At 41.0% G+C, this 18,177-nt stretch carries 12 protein-coding genes; all 12 read right to left on the bottom strand.

Annotation, left to right across the window (positions count from 1 at the left end; genetic code table 11):
* Positions 1-27: 27 nt before the first annotated feature.
* Positions 28-1,776, bottom strand: a complete 1,749-nt coding sequence (locus tag KDU71_RS16410; protein ID WP_212192180.1) for a sensor histidine kinase — start codon at positions 1,774-1,776, stop codon at positions 28-30.
* Positions 1,777-2,601 carry an alpha/beta fold hydrolase gene (locus KDU71_RS16405; protein WP_212192179.1) on the bottom strand — a complete coding sequence of 275 codons (825 nt, stop codon included), beginning with the start codon at positions 2,599-2,601 and terminating at the stop codon, positions 1,777-1,779.
* Between the two features lie 195 nt (positions 2,602-2,796).
* Positions 2,797-3,936, bottom strand: a complete 1,140-nt coding sequence (locus KDU71_RS16400) for a DNA/RNA non-specific endonuclease (RefSeq protein ID WP_212192178.1) — start codon at positions 3,934-3,936, stop codon at positions 2,797-2,799.
* A gap of 4 nt (positions 3,937-3,940) precedes the next feature.
* Positions 3,941-4,960 (bottom strand): endonuclease/exonuclease/phosphatase family protein, encoded by a 1,020-nt coding sequence (locus KDU71_RS16395; RefSeq protein ID WP_212192177.1) that lies wholly within the window; start codon positions 4,958-4,960, stop codon positions 3,941-3,943.
* Positions 4,961-5,030: 70 nt separating this feature from the next.
* Positions 5,031-6,746, bottom strand: a complete 1,716-nt coding sequence (locus KDU71_RS16390) for a DUF4493 domain-containing protein (protein ID WP_212192176.1) — start codon at positions 6,744-6,746, stop codon at positions 5,031-5,033.
* A gap of 37 nt (positions 6,747-6,783) precedes the next feature.
* Positions 6,784-8,610: a DUF5689 domain-containing protein gene (locus KDU71_RS16385; protein WP_212192175.1), complete on the bottom strand. Its 1,827-nt coding sequence runs from the start codon at positions 8,608-8,610 to the stop codon at positions 6,784-6,786.
* 34 nt (positions 8,611-8,644) lie between these two features.
* Complete coding sequence (locus tag KDU71_RS16380; protein WP_212192174.1) at positions 8,645-11,371, bottom strand: carboxypeptidase-like regulatory domain-containing protein; 2,727 nt, start codon at positions 11,369-11,371, stop codon at positions 8,645-8,647.
* A gap of 25 nt (positions 11,372-11,396) precedes the next feature.
* Positions 11,397-12,848, bottom strand: a complete 1,452-nt coding sequence (locus KDU71_RS16375; RefSeq protein WP_212192173.1) for an endonuclease — start codon at positions 12,846-12,848, stop codon at positions 11,397-11,399.
* Positions 12,849-13,285: 437 nt separating this feature from the next.
* Positions 13,286-14,755, bottom strand: a complete 1,470-nt coding sequence (locus KDU71_RS16370; RefSeq protein ID WP_212192172.1) for a methyl-accepting chemotaxis protein — start codon at positions 14,753-14,755, stop codon at positions 13,286-13,288.
* Between the two features lie 180 nt (positions 14,756-14,935).
* Positions 14,936-15,355: a c-type cytochrome gene (locus KDU71_RS16365; protein WP_212192171.1), complete on the bottom strand. Its 420-nt coding sequence runs from the start codon at positions 15,353-15,355 to the stop codon at positions 14,936-14,938.
* Positions 15,356-15,376: 21 nt separating this feature from the next.
* Positions 15,377-16,258 (bottom strand): DUF5777 family beta-barrel protein, encoded by an 882-nt coding sequence (locus KDU71_RS16360; RefSeq protein ID WP_212192170.1) that lies wholly within the window; start codon positions 16,256-16,258, stop codon positions 15,377-15,379.
* A gap of 492 nt (positions 16,259-16,750) precedes the next feature.
* Positions 16,751-17,968 (bottom strand): multidrug effflux MFS transporter, encoded by a 1,218-nt coding sequence (locus tag KDU71_RS16355; RefSeq protein ID WP_212192169.1) that lies wholly within the window; start codon positions 17,966-17,968, stop codon positions 16,751-16,753.
* Positions 17,969-18,177 lie beyond the last annotated feature (209 nt).

Here is an 18,177-nt window from a genome sequence, read left to right as displayed (position 1 = left end):
ATGTTCTATAATGCGATTTTCAATCCATTATGACTCATTGGTTTTGTTGTATGGCAACTTAAACCAAAAGGTTGATCCTTCACCAATGCTTGATTCGAGGCACAATTGTCCATTCATACGTTCCACCAGATTAGAGCAAATAGCCAAACCCAATCCCGTACCACCGGCACTACTTGTTTCAGGATCCCTGACCTGAACAAAGCGTTCAAACACCTTCTTTTGGTTTTCTGTAGCGATTCCAATTCCCGAATCACGTACATAAAACTCCAGATAATCTTGATTGTATTGATAGCCTATTTCAATAAATCCTTGTTGAGTAAACTTTATGGCATTATTAATCAGGTTGGTAAACACCTGTCGAAGTCGTGTTTTATCGTTAATAATTACCGCTTCACTATCAATCAATGGCGTATGGGTTAACACATCAATATGACTTTTGGACAATTGATGAAGAATAGATATCATATTGATAGAAAGTTCTGAAATCAACTCATTTACATTGATGGCTTCATTCCAGATAGTAACTTGTTCGGCTTCTATTTTTGAGTAATCAACAATGTCATTAATCAAATTCAGTAAATGGAGACTGTTTTTAAAGATGATGTCTGCATATAATTTCACTTCACCTGGCATGGTTTCATCCTGATAGAGCAGCTCACTGAAACCAATTATTGCATTCATGGGCGTTCTTATCTCATGACTCATATTAGCTAAGAAGGCAGACTTCAGTTTTTCGGATTCAACCGCTTTATTTTTGGCCTCAATTATTTGTTTTTCGTAGGCTTGTCGTTCGCTTACGTCACGGGCGATGGCCAATACCATCTGCTTATTATTCAGTTTTATACGTCTAAAATGTAGCTCAAGTGGAATAATGCCTATCCTGGTGTTGAATGAAGCTTTCAGAATACCACTTTGCCGGGCGAAATCTTTCTCAAATACCTTTCGTTCTTTTTGAGTGTAAGTATCAGCTAACAGAGAAAACAGGTTGAGGGATTGTAAATCGTCTTTATTGTAGCCCGTCATCTTCAGCACCGCATCATTCATTTCCTTGCAGCCTAAAACCTTTCCATTAGCATCAATTTCCCACAAGAAAATAGCATCATTAGCCATATCAAACAGCTGACGGTACTTCTCCTCACTTTGCTTTAATAAGTTGGTACGTTCTTCAACGCGTTTCTCCAGCTCCTTATTGAGCTGTTTTAGCTCTTTCATTAAACTGATTCGATCCCATTTGTCTGTAACTATCCGGATTATCTGATAAAAAGGCAACAAATCATTTTTTAATGGCCCTGATGGCTTGCCATCGCAAACAAAAATAAATACCCCATGATTCAAAGCCCTTGTTTGAAAGGTAATGGCCAGCATCTCACCAGGGAAAAAAGTAGCACTTTTCGAATCGAATGTCAGCAAACCTGGTTTTTCCTTTAAATTAGTTCGGATTATAGATTGAGTATTCAGCTCTTTTAATAAATCGCCTGATATGGAGACGACACTCAGGCAGGGCACTTTTGTATAAAAGGAGCAATATTGAGCCAAACAATTATAACTAGTCTCACTAAACTCAAAACAGGCACAATACGGAATATCTTTAAGCACTGATATTTTCTCCAAGACGGCAGTTAAAAGCATTCCTTCATCAGTTATCTCATCGAAGCTTTCGTTGATAAGGTTAAGCAGCAGCATCTCTTCAACCTGGTCAGAAAGGGAATTATTCTCTTCCTCCAGTTCTTTAACCCTTAGTTCTAACCGCCTTAGTATTTCCTTATCAGCTGCCATTTATACCGTTATAAATTCATCAATATACCTGGCAATCATCGCAGGTTCATCTTCCTGAATGAAATGACCGCCTGTAGCAACAACCTTTAGCTGGCTTCCCTTAATACTTTGGTGCAGTTTCTCCGCAATTTGTTTGCTCAGGTACACGTCCTTGTCTCCCCGTATTATCAAAACAGGTATTTGCAGTTGCTCAATACCATCAACAATCTCTATTAAGTCTCTATTATCCAGGCAGTGCGCAAAGTGCAGGAAAGCCTTGCGACCAGCACTTGTTTTCATAGGATACCAGAAACAGTTCATCAGTTCATTACTGAGCCGTTCTCTGTAGTACAGCCCTCGTTTGACAATAAAACGAAAGGCTCCCAGATCGAGTGATGCCATGGCCAACTGCCGGATGATGGGTGTACGCATGGAAATAATGGGCTGAACCGGCCAGAAATCATAGGCCACAGTATTAATAACGGTGAGGCTCAGTATGAGTTCGGCAAACCTCACAGCCATAATCTGACAAATACCTCCACCCACATCGTGACCTACCAGATGCACTTTGTTAATATGCAGAGCTTCCAGCAGCTCAGCGAGAATATTAGCATGATTCTTAAGTGAAAACTCAACATCAATGGATTTAGCTGAATCACCACAACCCAATAAATCAACAATTATCAGTTCATACCGATTTTCCAGAAATGGCACCACTTTCTGCCAGATGAATGAATAGGTAGTAATGCCATGAACCAGCAGCAATGGTTCTCCATTACCAATGCGGTAGTATACCAGTTCATGATTTTGAATGATAATACTATGGCGGTTTTTCTTATTGAGCATCTTATCTGTTTTGGCCCCAATAAGTTAAAAAGTATTTTATGAAAAAGCCACCCTGTTTTGCAGTGGCTGTAATATTGTTTAGTGAAGGGATTATACTGATTACAATTCAAAATGCGCCTTTAGTTTGTTTCACTCCTTAAGACACGATGAATATGCATCGGCATTATACCAGCGCATTTTACTATTTAAATGGTATTACATGCCTCCCCAAAGCGACTTATCGAGCCTGGATTCAATATCATCTTCAATGTTATCAGGCAAGTTTGGAAAAAAGTTAATGCCTGTTCTGCTTTCAAGGTCGTCGATGCTAATGGCAAAATCATCAACCATCATACTTCCTGCATCCTGGTCACTTGTGTGTTCTATCCAAAAAGCCAGACCGGAATATTTCTTATTCTTATAGTTCACCAGAGCCATGTAATAATACTTGGGTACCGGCACATAAGTTCCTGCTGAAGTGTATTCAATCACCTTATCAAGCGTGCCTCCTTTGACCACATACAAGGTGTCTCTGAATGATGTACTACGCCCCCAGTTTCTAACTACTTCTTCAAATTTTGTCCAGATATTTCGGTTAAAATGACCATACATAGGCGTCATATTTGAATAGTAGAAAGTCTGCTCATTGGCTTCGCGGCTATAAACACGATCAGAAGAAGCGACGATATGTCCCCGATCATACCCATAAAAATCAGAGCGTTGCGAGCGATACTCCTGAGGCACCTTAGGATCATCACCCCAGGCATCTGTGCGGTTTACATTATTGCCCGCCGTTTCGTTGTAATAGGTAAAAGCTACCCATTTGGCATGCCGCTTCGACTTACTGTACTCCAAGCTGAAGTTGGTTATATTTTTACCTTTATAATCGGTAGAATGAGTTATAAACAATGCATCATCACCGCCTGACAACTCGGGTATTTCGATGCGCTTTGAAATATCGCCCAAACCAGTATTCCCTCCATTGCCGGTATTTGAATCATCAGCACCACTCTGAACAAGGTATAAATATTCCGTTTTATTGCGGGTTGCTATTTTAATATTCTCACCCCGCTTGCTGCCGCTGTTGGCGTCCACGGTTATCGTAACAACTGCATCTCCATCACCATATCGCGACGAGCTTGATAGCCAATCAGCATTTTCTTCTACTGTCCAGCCTGAGCTTGTTTTAATGTGTAATTCGTATTGCCCGCCATTAACCGGAATTTCGCCTACATCGGGTACCAATTCAAAGGACAAGTCGCCTGATGTTTCTTCATCGGAACAAGCCATTAGAAAACAAGAGCAAACCAGTGCCAACGCTACTAATTTGAGATATGGTTTGAGTACAACAGGCATGTGCTTATAGTTCTTTAGCAATGTAGGTAATTACCGGCAAGTGGTCACTATATCCGTTCAGATAGATCCCTTTGGAGTGTGTTCGTTTAGGATACCCTTTAAACTGACCCTCCTGATTAATCAGAAAATCCTTATTAAATATTTCCGACTTCCAATAAAATAGTTCCTTTTTATCAGCATCGATAAGGCCTTTGCTCATCAAGATCTGGTCAAATAGGCTCCAGCTTCCTTTGTAGCCCAGAGTACCTATTCCCTGCGCATAGAAATCCCAATATGGATTATACATCTCATCGTTTTGGACTTCTGACTTCTTTCTTTTCCCTTTTAGCACCTTTTTAATGCTGTTATTGGTGGGATCATCGTTAAAATCACCCATTACAAATATTTTGGCCGAAGCATCATCGTTTAGCAAGGAATCAACAATAGCACGGGTTACTGCAGCGGCCTGCTCACGGCGGATAGATTTGGCTCTGCGCGATGGCCAGTGGTTAACAATCACGTGCACTTTCTCACCCGATATATGCCCGGTAACCAACAGCTGATCGCGGGTTTTGTATTTCGTATCTTCGGGCAATTCAAATGGATAGGTTTTATGCGACTCAAGTGTAAATATGGCAGGATTATATATTAAAGCCACATCTATACCTCGGTAATCGGGTGACTCCTCATGTACTATCTGGTAATTTTTATCAGCAATGTTGCCATAGGCCACCAAGTCTTCCAGCACTTTTCGGTTCTCCACCTCAGCCAAACCCACAACAGCCGGCCCCTGCGGGCAATACTTGCCCCCCAATTGATTGAGGACAGTGGAAATATTTTTCAGCTTATTCTCGTACTTCATTTCATTCCAATGATAGCTGCCATCCGGTGTAAATTCCTCATCATTGGTATCATCAGAATTAACCGTATCAAATAAGTTCTCAACGTTGTAAAACGCCATACCATAAACAGTATATTTCTTGTCTTGGGCATTTGTTCCCAATACAGCTAACAGAAATATTAAAAGAAGATACCTGAACATCATAATTAGTTATCATTTATAAAAGAAGAGGCAACCTCACTAACCAGGCTGCCTCAGCTGAAATATAGTATTATTACTTAGTCTCTGTTACTTTAACATCATCAACAAAAATACGCATAGGCTTACCTTCATATCCAGGATCCGTCTTTAAAGCATTTTTAATGACAATTGTAGTGTTGGCTGTACCGCCTGTAAAACTTGCAGAAACTTCAACTAGCCCGCCAGTATTAGTAAAATCAATTGTTTTTTCCTCACCAGCAGCAACAATGACCACCTTATTGTCATAATCGTTCGTCCAACCTTTTACTTTGAATGAAACTGTAAAAGCACCCCCATTTACTGATAAATCAAGAGTCTTACTTTCAATTGAACCTAAATCACTACTCGACCCCAATTTAATCATACCATCAGATGCATAAACTTTATCATTCACAATTGGAAAATTTGTATTTCCAGTCCACTTAGATGTTGGATTATCAGCTGGACCAGTAACATCAGCAAAATCTTCTACTAAGATTTCTGATCCTGTTGAACCGCCTGTATCGCCACCTGTGTCACCCGAATCATTTGGGTTAAATCCAAAATGGAAATTATCCATTCGGAAAGTGGTAGCCGCACCCACATATTTAAAAGCAATATATCGTGTACCTGAATAGCTTGACAGATCAATTGTACCGGAAGGTATCCAGGCATGATTTGCGTCTGATTCTTGAGCCAAAGTTGCTGTTAATACCTCCTTATTAGCTGTACTTGGATCTGCTCCATCCATTATAAACACCTCCAATGTAGTTGAAGCACCCCAATATGCTTTGGCAGTTTCAAACTTCAAGTTTTTATAGGTTGCAGCTGTTACATCAATCGCCGGTGATATTAACCATGATTCATATTCACCTGCTGAACCCTGATAGCCGGACATCTGAGCGTATATTTCAGAATTATAAACTTTGGTTACCCAGGCACGATCAGCCGCATTATCACTGTTAACCACAGTCCAACCATTTATGGCTGCACTACCCAAATCAGTACCAGTAGACCAATCCTCAGTCAACTCACCTACTGGTGCAGTTGTTCCCCCACCAGTACCAATCACAAATACCTCTTCACGCTCTGTCACATCAGTATCAACAGTAATTGTTACAGTTAAAGTGCCCGAACCTGCATCCGATGCGACTGGTTTAATTGTTACTAATTCACGTGCATTAAGTGTAATGGTCTTTGAGAATGTTGCAGCATTTGGCGCAGTTCCAATGGTAATATCAATTGTTACATCACCTGGTGCAAAATAACCTGTTCTGGTTTCTGTTTTTGGATAATCCAATGATGCATCAGCTATTGTTACCTTTGCTGCATACTCCGAAAAAGAGGCTTTAAATTCATCTGTCCATAAGAACTTAACACCGGCATTGGTTTGCGTACAATTAATGGCGGCTGCTCTGTTCTGACCTGGTACCACATCTACCAATACACTACCTCCATACACAGGTTTATCAAATGCTGGTGTAGTGAATTCTTCTGAATAGGCTTCAACAGTGTAAGACCCTGCCATCAGCTCAATTTGGTCTGGAGCGCTTGATACGGGATTGTATTCCTTCACTACAGCATCCTGTCCATTTATAATTTTCGCCACAAAACTATTGGGGTCAACAGCTGCTGTTGATTTCAGCGTGACCGCAGAATTATAACCGCACTTAATTTCCAGTGTTCCTGTTTCAGATACATCTTCCTTGATGTTTGAACAGCTCGATAACACCGCCAGGCCCAGTGCCATCATGAGCAATTTTGTTTTCATTTTCATTAGGTCTAATTGTTAGTTAAAGTATTTTTAGTTATTCGGTTACTCCAAACTTAAAATTGTCAATCTGGAAAGTGGTAGAGTTTTGGGAACCTCCCTTGGCCACGTACTTAAAGCCAATGTATTTAATACCCGTTTGGGCCGATAAATCCACATCGCCAGTTGGTATATACGCAAACTCCGTGTCGGATTCCTGAGCAAGCGTTACATCCAATTTCTCAACATTGGCCGATGCAGGATCAGTACTATCCATCACAAAAACCTCCAATGAAGACGTGCTTTTCCAATAGGCTTGCGCCGATTCAAACGACATGATTTTATTAGTGGCATTATCCATATCAATAGCTGGCGTAATTAGCCAGTATTCGTAATCCTCAGATTCACCATTGTGTGCTGAGGCTTGTGCATAATTATTATTGTTATAGGCGCGAATTATCCAGTCGCGATCGCCTGTTACTTTGGCTACTGTCCAGTTGTTAATGGCTGCCGAACCATAATTGGTTCCGCTTTCAAAGTCTTCACTAATGGTTGTGACCGGATCAGGGTCTTCAACCGGTGTTGACTCTACACCAAATTTGAAGTTATCGATGCGGAAAGTGGTTGAGTTGCTTTCTCCACCCTTGGCTACATATTTAAACCCTATGTATTTCTGCCCTGTTTGGGCTGATAAATCTACATCGCCTGAAGGAATGAACGCATTATCAGTATCACTTTCGCCAGCTAAAGTTACGTTTAGTTTTTCCACATTAGCATTGGCAATATCCTTGCTATCTAACACATATACCTCCAATGATGAGGTACTCTTCCAATTGGCTTTGGCGGTTTCAAAGGACATCGTTTTGTTAGTGGCATTATCAAAATCGATAAGGGGTGAAATCAACCAATATTCATAATCGTCAGCACTGCCTTTATGCGCTGTTGCCTGTGCATAATTATTTTCTGAGAAAGTTCTTATCTGCCAGTTGCGGTCGCCCAACACCTTAACAACCGACCAACCATTAATAGCTGCCACATCATAATCTTCAGCACTTTCAAAATCTTCATCAACAGTGGTAACCGGTGTATCCGGTCCATCCACAAAAGTGCCGATATCCAGTGTATCACGAATAACCAACTGCCAGGTTCCACGAAAATTTGACATGATACCCGTTAAACTACCCCAACCAGCTGGCAAGGTTTCGTTGGCAAAATTGGCGTAGGAACTGGTATAGGCAATTATTTGTTTGCCATCCGCATCAACAATGTCACGAGATGTTGAACCTTGAGATTGCTCGGCGAAAGTAACCTGCCCACCTTCTGAGAACTTAACATTCTCAAATGTCACCAATTTATCTTTCATGGAATTGTCCAGATCGGCAATCTTCACCACCTGAGGTAGTGGCTTGTCGCCAGGAAAGTCGTGTCTGAACACATGCAAATCAAATAGTTCGGCCGGCATACGGCCAACGGCCCATTCACCATTGCTCTGGTATTTATAACCAATCAATTGCTTATCGCCATATTTACCAGTATATAAACCTTCACATTCAACAAACACTTTTTGCCCAACACGAAAGGTGTTATAAATACTGTTTTTGTCGATAGATAATTCAATGGCTTGTTCATCATCCTGTATAATCATCTTTTTATACAGGTTACCCGACTCATCGTTGGCGGTTACAATACCACTTATCACCACATGAAAGTCTATTTCCTGATAGTCGCCTGTAAATTGCTCTTTAAATTGTTTTATTGTATGAGTTGCTTGCCCATTATATTCCGGAGCTGTAATTGGAGGCACATCATAATCCCTTTCATCACACCCTGTAAACACTGCCAGCATCAGTGCTAATACGAATAAGCTATAATTTCTAAGTTTCATATGTTTGTATTTTCTTGTTCTGATTTGGATATATTTAAAAACGGTAGCCCAGGTTTACAAAGAAGTTCAAACCTTGCGCATAATAATAACGTGGCGGAAATTTATTGACATTATACTCTTCAAAATCGAAGCGCCCCTGCTCAAAACCACCTGTTCGCATATCAGTATTGTTCAGCACATTCTGAACCATTACATTAATGCTTAGACTGTTATTATTCTCAAAATAGATAAGTTTTCCTAAAGAAAGGTCTAATGTGAATTTACTTCCCAGCTCTTCCTGTTCTGTAATCTCTCTCAGTTTAGCATCAATTTCTTCATCTGTCAGGCCATCCGTTGGGAACTGAACAGCAGCTTCGGTTCTTCTGGTTGGTGACACATCCAGATAGGTTTTATCGTAGAAGTTGCCATTGATGTTAAAGAACCACATTTTTGGATGGAAATAATCCAGACCTAAACTTCCCGCAATGCTAGGTGTACCTGCCACATGAAAGTTCTTTAAGTAAATCGTTTCAGTGATATCTGGTTGGCTTCCGTTATCAAAACTAAATGTTGCTTCAGGACGATTAGTGTAACGATAATCACCCACATTACCTATAGCAGTTAATGTGATCTGGTCCGTCACCTTTGCTTCTGCACCAAATTCAACACCACGATATTCTTTTTGAATCCCTGTCATGGCCACATTCATAAAAGTGCGAAAGGCGTCGTGATAATAATTATCAATCTCAATCTGGTTATCAAGCAATGTATAATACCCTGTCACACGGCCTTTAAATCGTGGCAAATTCATGATATAACCAATATCACCTGATTGAATAATACCGTTTTCCATACCTGGTACCTGATTATCTTTAATGCGGGGAGACAAGTAGGCATTGTAAGGCACCGGAGCTCGTGTTTCATAAGCTGCATTAAATGCCAGAATATGGCGTCCGCTTAGCTTGTATTTACCACCAGCTTTAACGGCAATATCACCAAACCGATGTTCTTTCCCTTTACCGTATGAATTAAGGGGAGCACGGCCGTTACGCATATTTCCTTCGCGGTAAAAGCCAGTATAGGTTAGTTTTGCTCCATAATACACATCCCAGTTTGAGAAGCTATGGTCATTGCGAAACCAGACATTGGCCGAAGTGACATGCATCTCATAATCGTAACCAAAGGTATCGTCCTCTGTCACTTTACGATTAGGGTTATTCAGGTCGTTCTGCAATTTGTATGAATCACCACTAAAATCACGTTCTGCGAATTGGTCAATGTCCAACCAGTGTGAACCACCTAAAAGGTCCTCAACGGTTTTGTAGTGCATCCCAATGGTTCGGCGAGTCTCAACGCCACCAACCAGCTTAAAACGTTCATTGATAGCGGTTGAAAATGTTGAGTTGAAGGTAAACTCCATATAATCATTATTTCTGCCTTCAACCATATAGCTGGCACCTTTGTCAGTTCCATACCTATCATTTTCATTGTTGTTCAACCTGTTGACTTCATACATCCTATCCCAGTTAATCTGACGCATCGTTACATCATTTCTCCAAAGGCTATCGTACATCGCCACTATTTCAGGATTTTCCTGATAACTTGGCAGGTAACGATAATAATCAGGACGAGGATCTTCTGCTTTGTACCAGTTTAGTGCTGTTTTCTTATACATACTGTAACGTGCTGCCACACCGGTTGTCAGTTTGCTTTGCTCACCAATATTCCACTCATGCGATAAAATAGCTACTGGTTCATAAGACTTTGTCTCGCGTGCATTGCGTTTCTTACCGTTCTGATAACCCCAGTTGGGGTTGTACAGGTTGTCGCCGGTAATATCATATACTTCCTGAAACGAAGCACTTGAACTACCTCGCTGGCTGGGAGCACCAAAAGTTGTGAATGAAATACTATGCCTGTCATTCAGCACTTTATCAACAGCCAACATATAAGACCAGGCATCATAGAATGTTCCATCAATGTAACCTTCTTTCGCATAACGACGCGAGCCAGAAACTGTAAATGCCCATCCATTATCCATCAATCCGGTTGAATAGGTGCCGATTACCCTATAATTGTATGACCGATTGGTGTAACTGGCACTAATACGTCCGCCCCGTGCATAGTTGCGTGCCTTCATATTAATGTTTGTTGCACCACCAATATTACCAAAGCTGAATGAACCCATTTCAAGCCCATTAACTACATCTTTGTTTTTAACCACATCATTCAGGCCACCAACACTTCCGTAAAAGAAGCGTCCACGCTCGGCACTGTTAAAATTAACCCCATTGATAAATGTTGAGGTGTATTCCTGATCGTATCCTCTTACACGAAAACGCATCGGACTAAATGTGAAACCTACATTACTGAGGTATACATCATCAGATGAGACCAAAAGGCCAGAAATGACCTGGTCGTTATCATCCTCAATATTAATCTCATCTTCGCCAATAAAGAAAGCATTGACATAAGTAGCAGCTGGTTCAACTTTTATCTTGCCCAGATCAAATATGCTGGAAGAAGGAATCTGAACTTCAAGGTTTAAGGTTTGTATAGTTGAAGAAGAAACAATTAAGGTTTCTGCACCAGCTGTTCCTTTTATTTCAAAGGCACCATTCTGATCACTCGTGCATGAAACATTACTTTGTTGTAGAGTGATTGTAGCTCCTTGTACAGTATTTCCGGTTTCAGCGTTAATGATGACTCCTTTTAAACCACCATTTTGCGCTGCTAACGAAAAGCTGATACAACATAGAGCTATTAATGAAAGTAGCTTCATAAGTTGATTGATTTTTTTCTCTGATTTAGTTAACTGATAAGGTTAATTCAGCCGCTTGAACTGCGACCCCACTTTTAAGTTTTTGGCTTGACTTCAACTGTCCCCATATTTTATCTATAAACTCCGGATGATCGACATATGGATTACGGTTGTTTTGAAAGTCCTGAATGTGCTCATTTCGCTCTCTTTCCTTATCACTCACCGGATCATTCGCACTCCAGTCCAAAAGCATAGTAATAGCCCATTGGTCCAACCCATAAGCATCAGAGCTAAACATTACACTATTCCATCCGGCCACTCTATCATCATAACGCGTTACAAAATAAAAGTAGATGCGGGCAAAATCACCTTTATACTCATCGATGGGTTCAAATACAGTTCCTGAATATCCCAAACCGTTACGAGCAGAACCCACAACACAGCCGTTATCCGATGTCCAGGTAACACTGCCTACTTCTCCAAAAGGATAATTGCTTCGCTTACTATTGACATATCCATCGGTAGGCACCAGGTGAACCATGTCGGTGTACATTGGTGCGGCATCATTAAACCAGCTTTTAGGCACCGAGTGCTCACGGTTGTAACAATCACCTTCGCCAGAATAGTTACCGCACTGATCTCCTCCTGGGTAGTAAACATATGTTTCGGGGCCGGTTGGATTATCAGAATACATATCCCAGATAGTTCCATCGGTTCTTATATCCGAGACCTTGTAGATCTCCCACAAGTCAGCATATGAACGTTCGTTATATCCTGCAGAAATGATATCACCTAAAGTAGCCTTTAACTCAAGACCTGTTTTATTTGAGGCCTGTGCATAATAACCGGTATAGGTAGCATCTTCACTTGTCTGAAATTTTATTGTCAATGCGGTACCTGCTGCAATGGACGGATTACTTGCTTCCAGTACATTTTCTTCCGTTTGGATAATCCCATCAGCATCGGTATAGGTAAGAACCACAGAAATTGGCCCTTCTACAAAATAACCAAAACGGGTTTCTGAATCACTGTAACTTAAGGAGCCATGTTCATTACTAATGACTGTCGAATAATTAGTGTTGACAGTTTTAAAATCATCGGCATAAACCACCTTTACCCCAAAGTTTGATTGTGTAAGTGTTAGGCTTAATGATGTTGTATTTTGATCTGTCACCGTGAAGTTTTGTGTACCGCCATATAAAGGCTGATCAAATGCGGGAGTTGTTATTTCCGAGAGCACTTCAGCAGTATAATCGCCACCTGGTAGTTCTATTTGACCAGGCAGGTTTTGCAAATCGGTAAATTCGCTTACAACAGCACCCTCAGCGTCGCTGATTTGCATCAGATGATTATCTAACACAGACGCACTAATACTTTTAAGGTCAAGATTTAAATAGACTTCATTGATTGATTCTTTATTATTTACCTCGTCCTTATCACAGGCGAAGCAACTAAGAATAAAGAGTGCACATGAAATCCAATAGACTGGTTTATTCATTGCGTTTAAATTATAGATGTAGGTTCACTATTCTTTATCTCATAATCTACATAAAAAATGCTCAAGCACTTGAATAAACCACTGTTTGGGTCAGGTTATTCTAAGCAAAAACACTTATAAGTAGCTTTCCCTTCGTCGGTAACAAAGTAATGTAATTCTTTACATTAGACCAAATGGTCGGTTGACATTTTTTTAATCTTAATAGTTAATTAATATGCTAGCATTATTTACACAGGTTTTTGAGTGATATATTCTATTCACAAACAAAAAACTACTTTATCTCAAAGCATAATCTATGAGCGTGTGTGTTGATGAACAGCCATCAAAAAATACTCGCCTATCATATACATATCCAACTGCCATCAAATAAAAAAGCCACCCGCTTTAGGGTGGCCTTATAAATATCTTATGCGATAGTATGTTATGGCATATTAGCCCTATTGCTTAGCCAACTTAAAGAATGCCACCAACTGCTTAAACTCTTGTGCCTGCATCTTCAGCTCTTCAGCATTACTGGTTAATTCTTCGGCTGTTTCAGCGTTTACTTGCGTTGAACGGTTAAGCTCCGACAATACTGCATTAATCTGCTCAGAGCCTACATTTTGTTCATTGCTTGCCGTGTAAACCTCGTGCATCAGCTCAGCCGTCCGCTCAATCTCGGGTATGGTTTCTGAGACCAGGCGTACTGCTTCCTCCGAAACTTCGACGCTTGAGCCTGATAGCTTCACAATCTCTTCAGCTGCACTTTTGCTTAGCTCGGCCAGGTTTTTAACCTCGTTGGCCACTACTGCAAAGCCTCGACCTGCAGACCCCGCACGAGCCGATTCCACAGCTGCATTCAGCGCCAGAATGTTGGTTTGGTTAGCTATATCATTGATAATACCAATTTTAGAGGAAATACTCTGTATGGCATTCAGGCTCTTATCGGTTGAGTTACTAACGTTGACCATAGATTGGGCAGCTTTGGCTGCCTTTGTGCGTGTCTGATCAGAATTGGCTGTGTTTTGCTGAATGGAAGCAAGCATTTCTTCCATGGAGGCCGAAACTTCCTCCAGCGAGCTGGCCTGCTGAGTGGCCGCCTCCGACACCCTGGTTGAACTAATACTCAACTCTTCACTAGCCACAGCAATGTTGTTGGCACCTGTGGTGATTGAAGTGACTATTTTGCGTATACTCTCAATCATCTGGTGAAGACTCTTGCCTATTTCACCAAGTTCATCATTGCTTTGTGCATCAATATCCACTGTCAGGTCGCCATTGGCTATGCGTTTACTGGTTTGCAGAATGCCTTTAAATGAATTATTAATACGCCGGATAATGATAAAACTAATGAAAATGGCAATCACTATAATGCAGAGCGTAAAAGCCGAAATCTGTAATACCGATGACTTGACACTCTTATAAACCGGTTCGGTGCTGGTAGACACAATAAACAGGCCTCTGATATCGCCAGCATGCAAAGCTGTTTGACTCTGCCCCTGATTATGACAAAATGCGCAGTTGAGTTCATCACTGTAATACACTGGCCGTATAATTCGCAGTTCACTGGTTTGGTCATCAAATACCTTAAGCGACTGAAGATTGTTTTCCTTCAATGTGTTTTCATATGTAACTTCTTCCGCTGTTGCCTGATGATTCTTATTTAAGGCCTCCTGTGAAACAATCCTGAATTCATAGGAGCCTTCCAATAGGTCTTCTGTTTCACCGGCATTATCTTCCGACATACTCCCATCTGTGTGGTATCGTAAGAAATGCATAGTATATAAATCAAGTATGGAATTGCTCTTGTTTTCCAGGTCATCAATTCCTTGTGAATAAATGCGCATGGATGATACCAGCAAGGCAATAACACCGCAGGATAGAACCGGTAGTATAACAAGTAAAAGTAATTTTCTTTTTAATGACATGGGCTTGTGGTTAAAAGTGTTTAATTAATCATTTAGGTTTTATAAAAATTGCTTATCCCGATTAAGTAATTTTCATTAGCTGCATGCAGCTATTAGCAAAGCTTCCTGCCTTCTGCGGTAGTTCCCTCATTAGATACTGCATTCATGAAGCAAACGAGCTTTGCTTGCCCAATTGTCTGCTTATTGGTCCTGAAGTGCTCTCACATAGTTTACAACGGCCCATTTGGCTTCTTCCTCCGGAATCAGTTTCATAAAGTCTGGCCGGTCGGCAATGCCCACAAATGACAAATAATAGAGTTCTCCATCGGTATATTCTTCCATGTATTTAGCCGACAAGTCGCCCGGAAGCGTTTTCATATTCTTAGCCATTACGCCATCACCTTTGCCTTTTTTGCCATGGCATGAAACACAATGACGATTAAAATTGCGAAGACCAATCATTTTCAAGGATGCATCATTCTTGTATGGATTTTCTTTGTTTTGATATTCGGCAGGCACTTCTTTCTTAGTGTGCTCCTGATTGCTTGTTTTAGTCGTAAACGACATGTGGATGATAGCCAAAAGCGCTATAATCGCGAGTTTAAACAGATGTTTTTTCATAGTAGTTATGTTTATTTAGTATTAAAAGAAGTTGTATAAACGTGTAATGGTAAATCCAAACCTGATTTGGCCCTCCCTGAAATCGTTGCGATTAAACAGCATATTGTGCTGTGGCAAAAATCCGTCTGACGATGAAATATACAGCTGAAATACGTGTGCACTGGTTCTTATTTCCCAACCCAGGCCAATATTTGCATAAGGTGTATTGGTAAACTCACGGTGCTCGGTAATTGAATTCAGTTCCAGTGGCACATCGCACTGAAATAATATGGCATGCTTATAGTTAACGGTTATGCGGCCATTCAATCCAACAGCTATTTTGTCATGATCCATGCCCAGCTCTGTAGCATTAAAATGCGAGAAACTGGTATTGGCCTGAATACTGGCCACCTCACCAAATTTACGACCAACAATAAGTTGGGCAAAATAAGATAAGCGATCAGAGAAGGTATAACCTGTACCAAACACCTCCTTTTCGCGGCCATCAATAGCCATATTGCCATAAAAGCCTACAGCCACCGGAATCCTGTTTTTACGGGTTTGCTCCAGTAAAGTATATTTCAGCGAAAAATCGCTGTACATTCTCACTAAATGCAAACCATAACCAACCTGCATATTCTTAAGTGGTACATAGTTGACTCCGGTTCTGATGAAAGCACCCGGCGCATATATACCGAAAACATCCTTTATGCCATTATCCATATTTCCAAACTTATGTTGGATCATAAATTCGAAAGTTTTTTTGACAGGTATAAAGGTGGTTTGGTTATCGACCAGTAGACCGCTTAAAAATGGTTCGCTTACCGGTAAGTCTTTCTCAATAGTGTTTTCTGGAACAACTTCCTGGGCCATTGAGGCAAGCCCAATAAGAATTGTAAAGGCAAGAGTAAGTAGATTCTTCATGTATGTTTGGATTGTAATGGTAATGCAGTGGTACACCATCTGGGTAGAAGCAAAATGGCCATTGGGCTATTAGCGAAAATGCCAACAAAAACAGAGGAAAGCAGGTAAGAGGCAGTTAACAGGCCGGACCTCGCCCTGTTTAATTCTTTGATGCCTGTCTGAAATAGGTTGTACACACAATCAAACAGAGCCAGAAGTACTGCACCTAAAAAGGTACGGTCCAGCAAAGCAACTCTTTTCATTCGAGCAACGGTATTAGGTGTAATTAAAAGTCAAATGAAATATAGTCAATAATTATAATATTCTGAAAATGAATTGGGTAAACAATCAGATTCGAAGCTCAAGAAATAAGTCTATTTGATTGGCACAATGGGTATTAGAGAAAATATTCTGGATATAATTGTAATTTAGATTGAATTAAGCATAAGTCTTCATACATCTATATGTTTTATTGCTAAGTACCTGACCGTAAATACATATGCCTAAATTACTTTACCGGCATATTAGGTCACGTTCACTCCTTTTATATAACCAATAGAAGCCATTGGCCAATAGCGCGCACACAAACATACTGATACCCAGTGGCAGCAGGTTGCCCGTATAAAACACGGCGGTTAGCGAACCAATCAGAAAGCTGGCAATAAAGCGGGTAACACCAATCATGGCATTGGCCGCTCCACTAATTTTTGGCAGGAGGTTCAGAATAGTAGCGGTGGCATTACCAAACACCATGCCCAGGCTGCCAATATAAAACACTACGCCGGCAAATACCGGAATAAAATGTGCCTCGCCATCAACGGTGTAAATAAATATAAGCGTAGCCGCCACCAATCCGGCCAACAAACCTGTTTTTAGAAGCAGCTGGGGTGAGTATTTTTTAAGCAATCGGTTATTAAGTAAGGACAGTACCACGTTGAGCAATACATTGGCGGCAAATAAAATCGGAAACACCTCGGGTTTCATGCCGAAATATTCGAGGTAGATAAACGATGAACTGGTGATGAATACAAACATGCCACTCATAGAAAAGGCAGTAGCCAATAGCAGTAGCACAGCCGGCCTCGACTGAAAGAATAGCTTGTATTTGCTGAAAAATTGCCCGGGGGTAATACGTCGGGTAATCAGGTGCGCTTCCCTCGACTCAGGCATAAAGGCATAAAACAATACCCACAATACCACACCATAGGCTGCTAAGAACCAGAAAATAGACTGCCACCCAATTAGTTGCCCCAATGCGGTGCCAATGATGGGCGACACCAATGGTGCAAACATCATGACCATACCCACCATGGTGGCCAGTCGGGCTACCTTGGCTCCTTTAAACCAGTCGCGTACAAACACCATGGCCGTTACCGACGAAAAGCCGCCACCAAAAGCCTGAACAGCCCTTAACACCCACACCTGCTCTATGGTGCGACAAAAAGGAATGCTGAGTGCCGACAAGATGTAGAGTGTGATACCCGTCATGGCCAGGGTTTTCCGGCCAAAGGCATCGGACAAGGGTCCGCCAAAGAAATTACCCATAGCAAATCCCAGGAAATAGACCGTTAAAGTTATCTCAACCAGGTTAATGGTTACCCCAAAATATTCGGCCATAATGGGCATGGACGACAGGTAGGTGTCGATAGCCAGCGGCGACATAGCCGTTAGCATAGCAAGCAAAATGGTGATGGCTGGTATAAAATATTTTGAATCTTTACTGATGGTCATAACTCTTCCTTTCTTGGCACAAATAAGCATTGCCTTGCCCCTGCACCAATTACTCTAACACAATTTTCCCTTCTGAAATAAACAGATTGAAGGCTTTGCCAAGCAAAAAAGAAGCCAAGGTTACAGTTCCGGACGACAAAATGAAGAAAAGCTGTACTAACGACCAGAAGCTACTTTGCCATTTGATAAAAGTTAAGGATTATTAGGTA

The sequence above is a fragment of the Carboxylicivirga sediminis genome (assembly GCF_018156225.1).
In the GTDB taxonomy this organism is placed as follows: Bacteria; Bacteroidota; Bacteroidia; order Bacteroidales; family Marinilabiliaceae; genus Carboxylicivirga; species Carboxylicivirga sediminis.
This window is presented reverse-complemented; position numbering and strand designations above follow the sequence as displayed.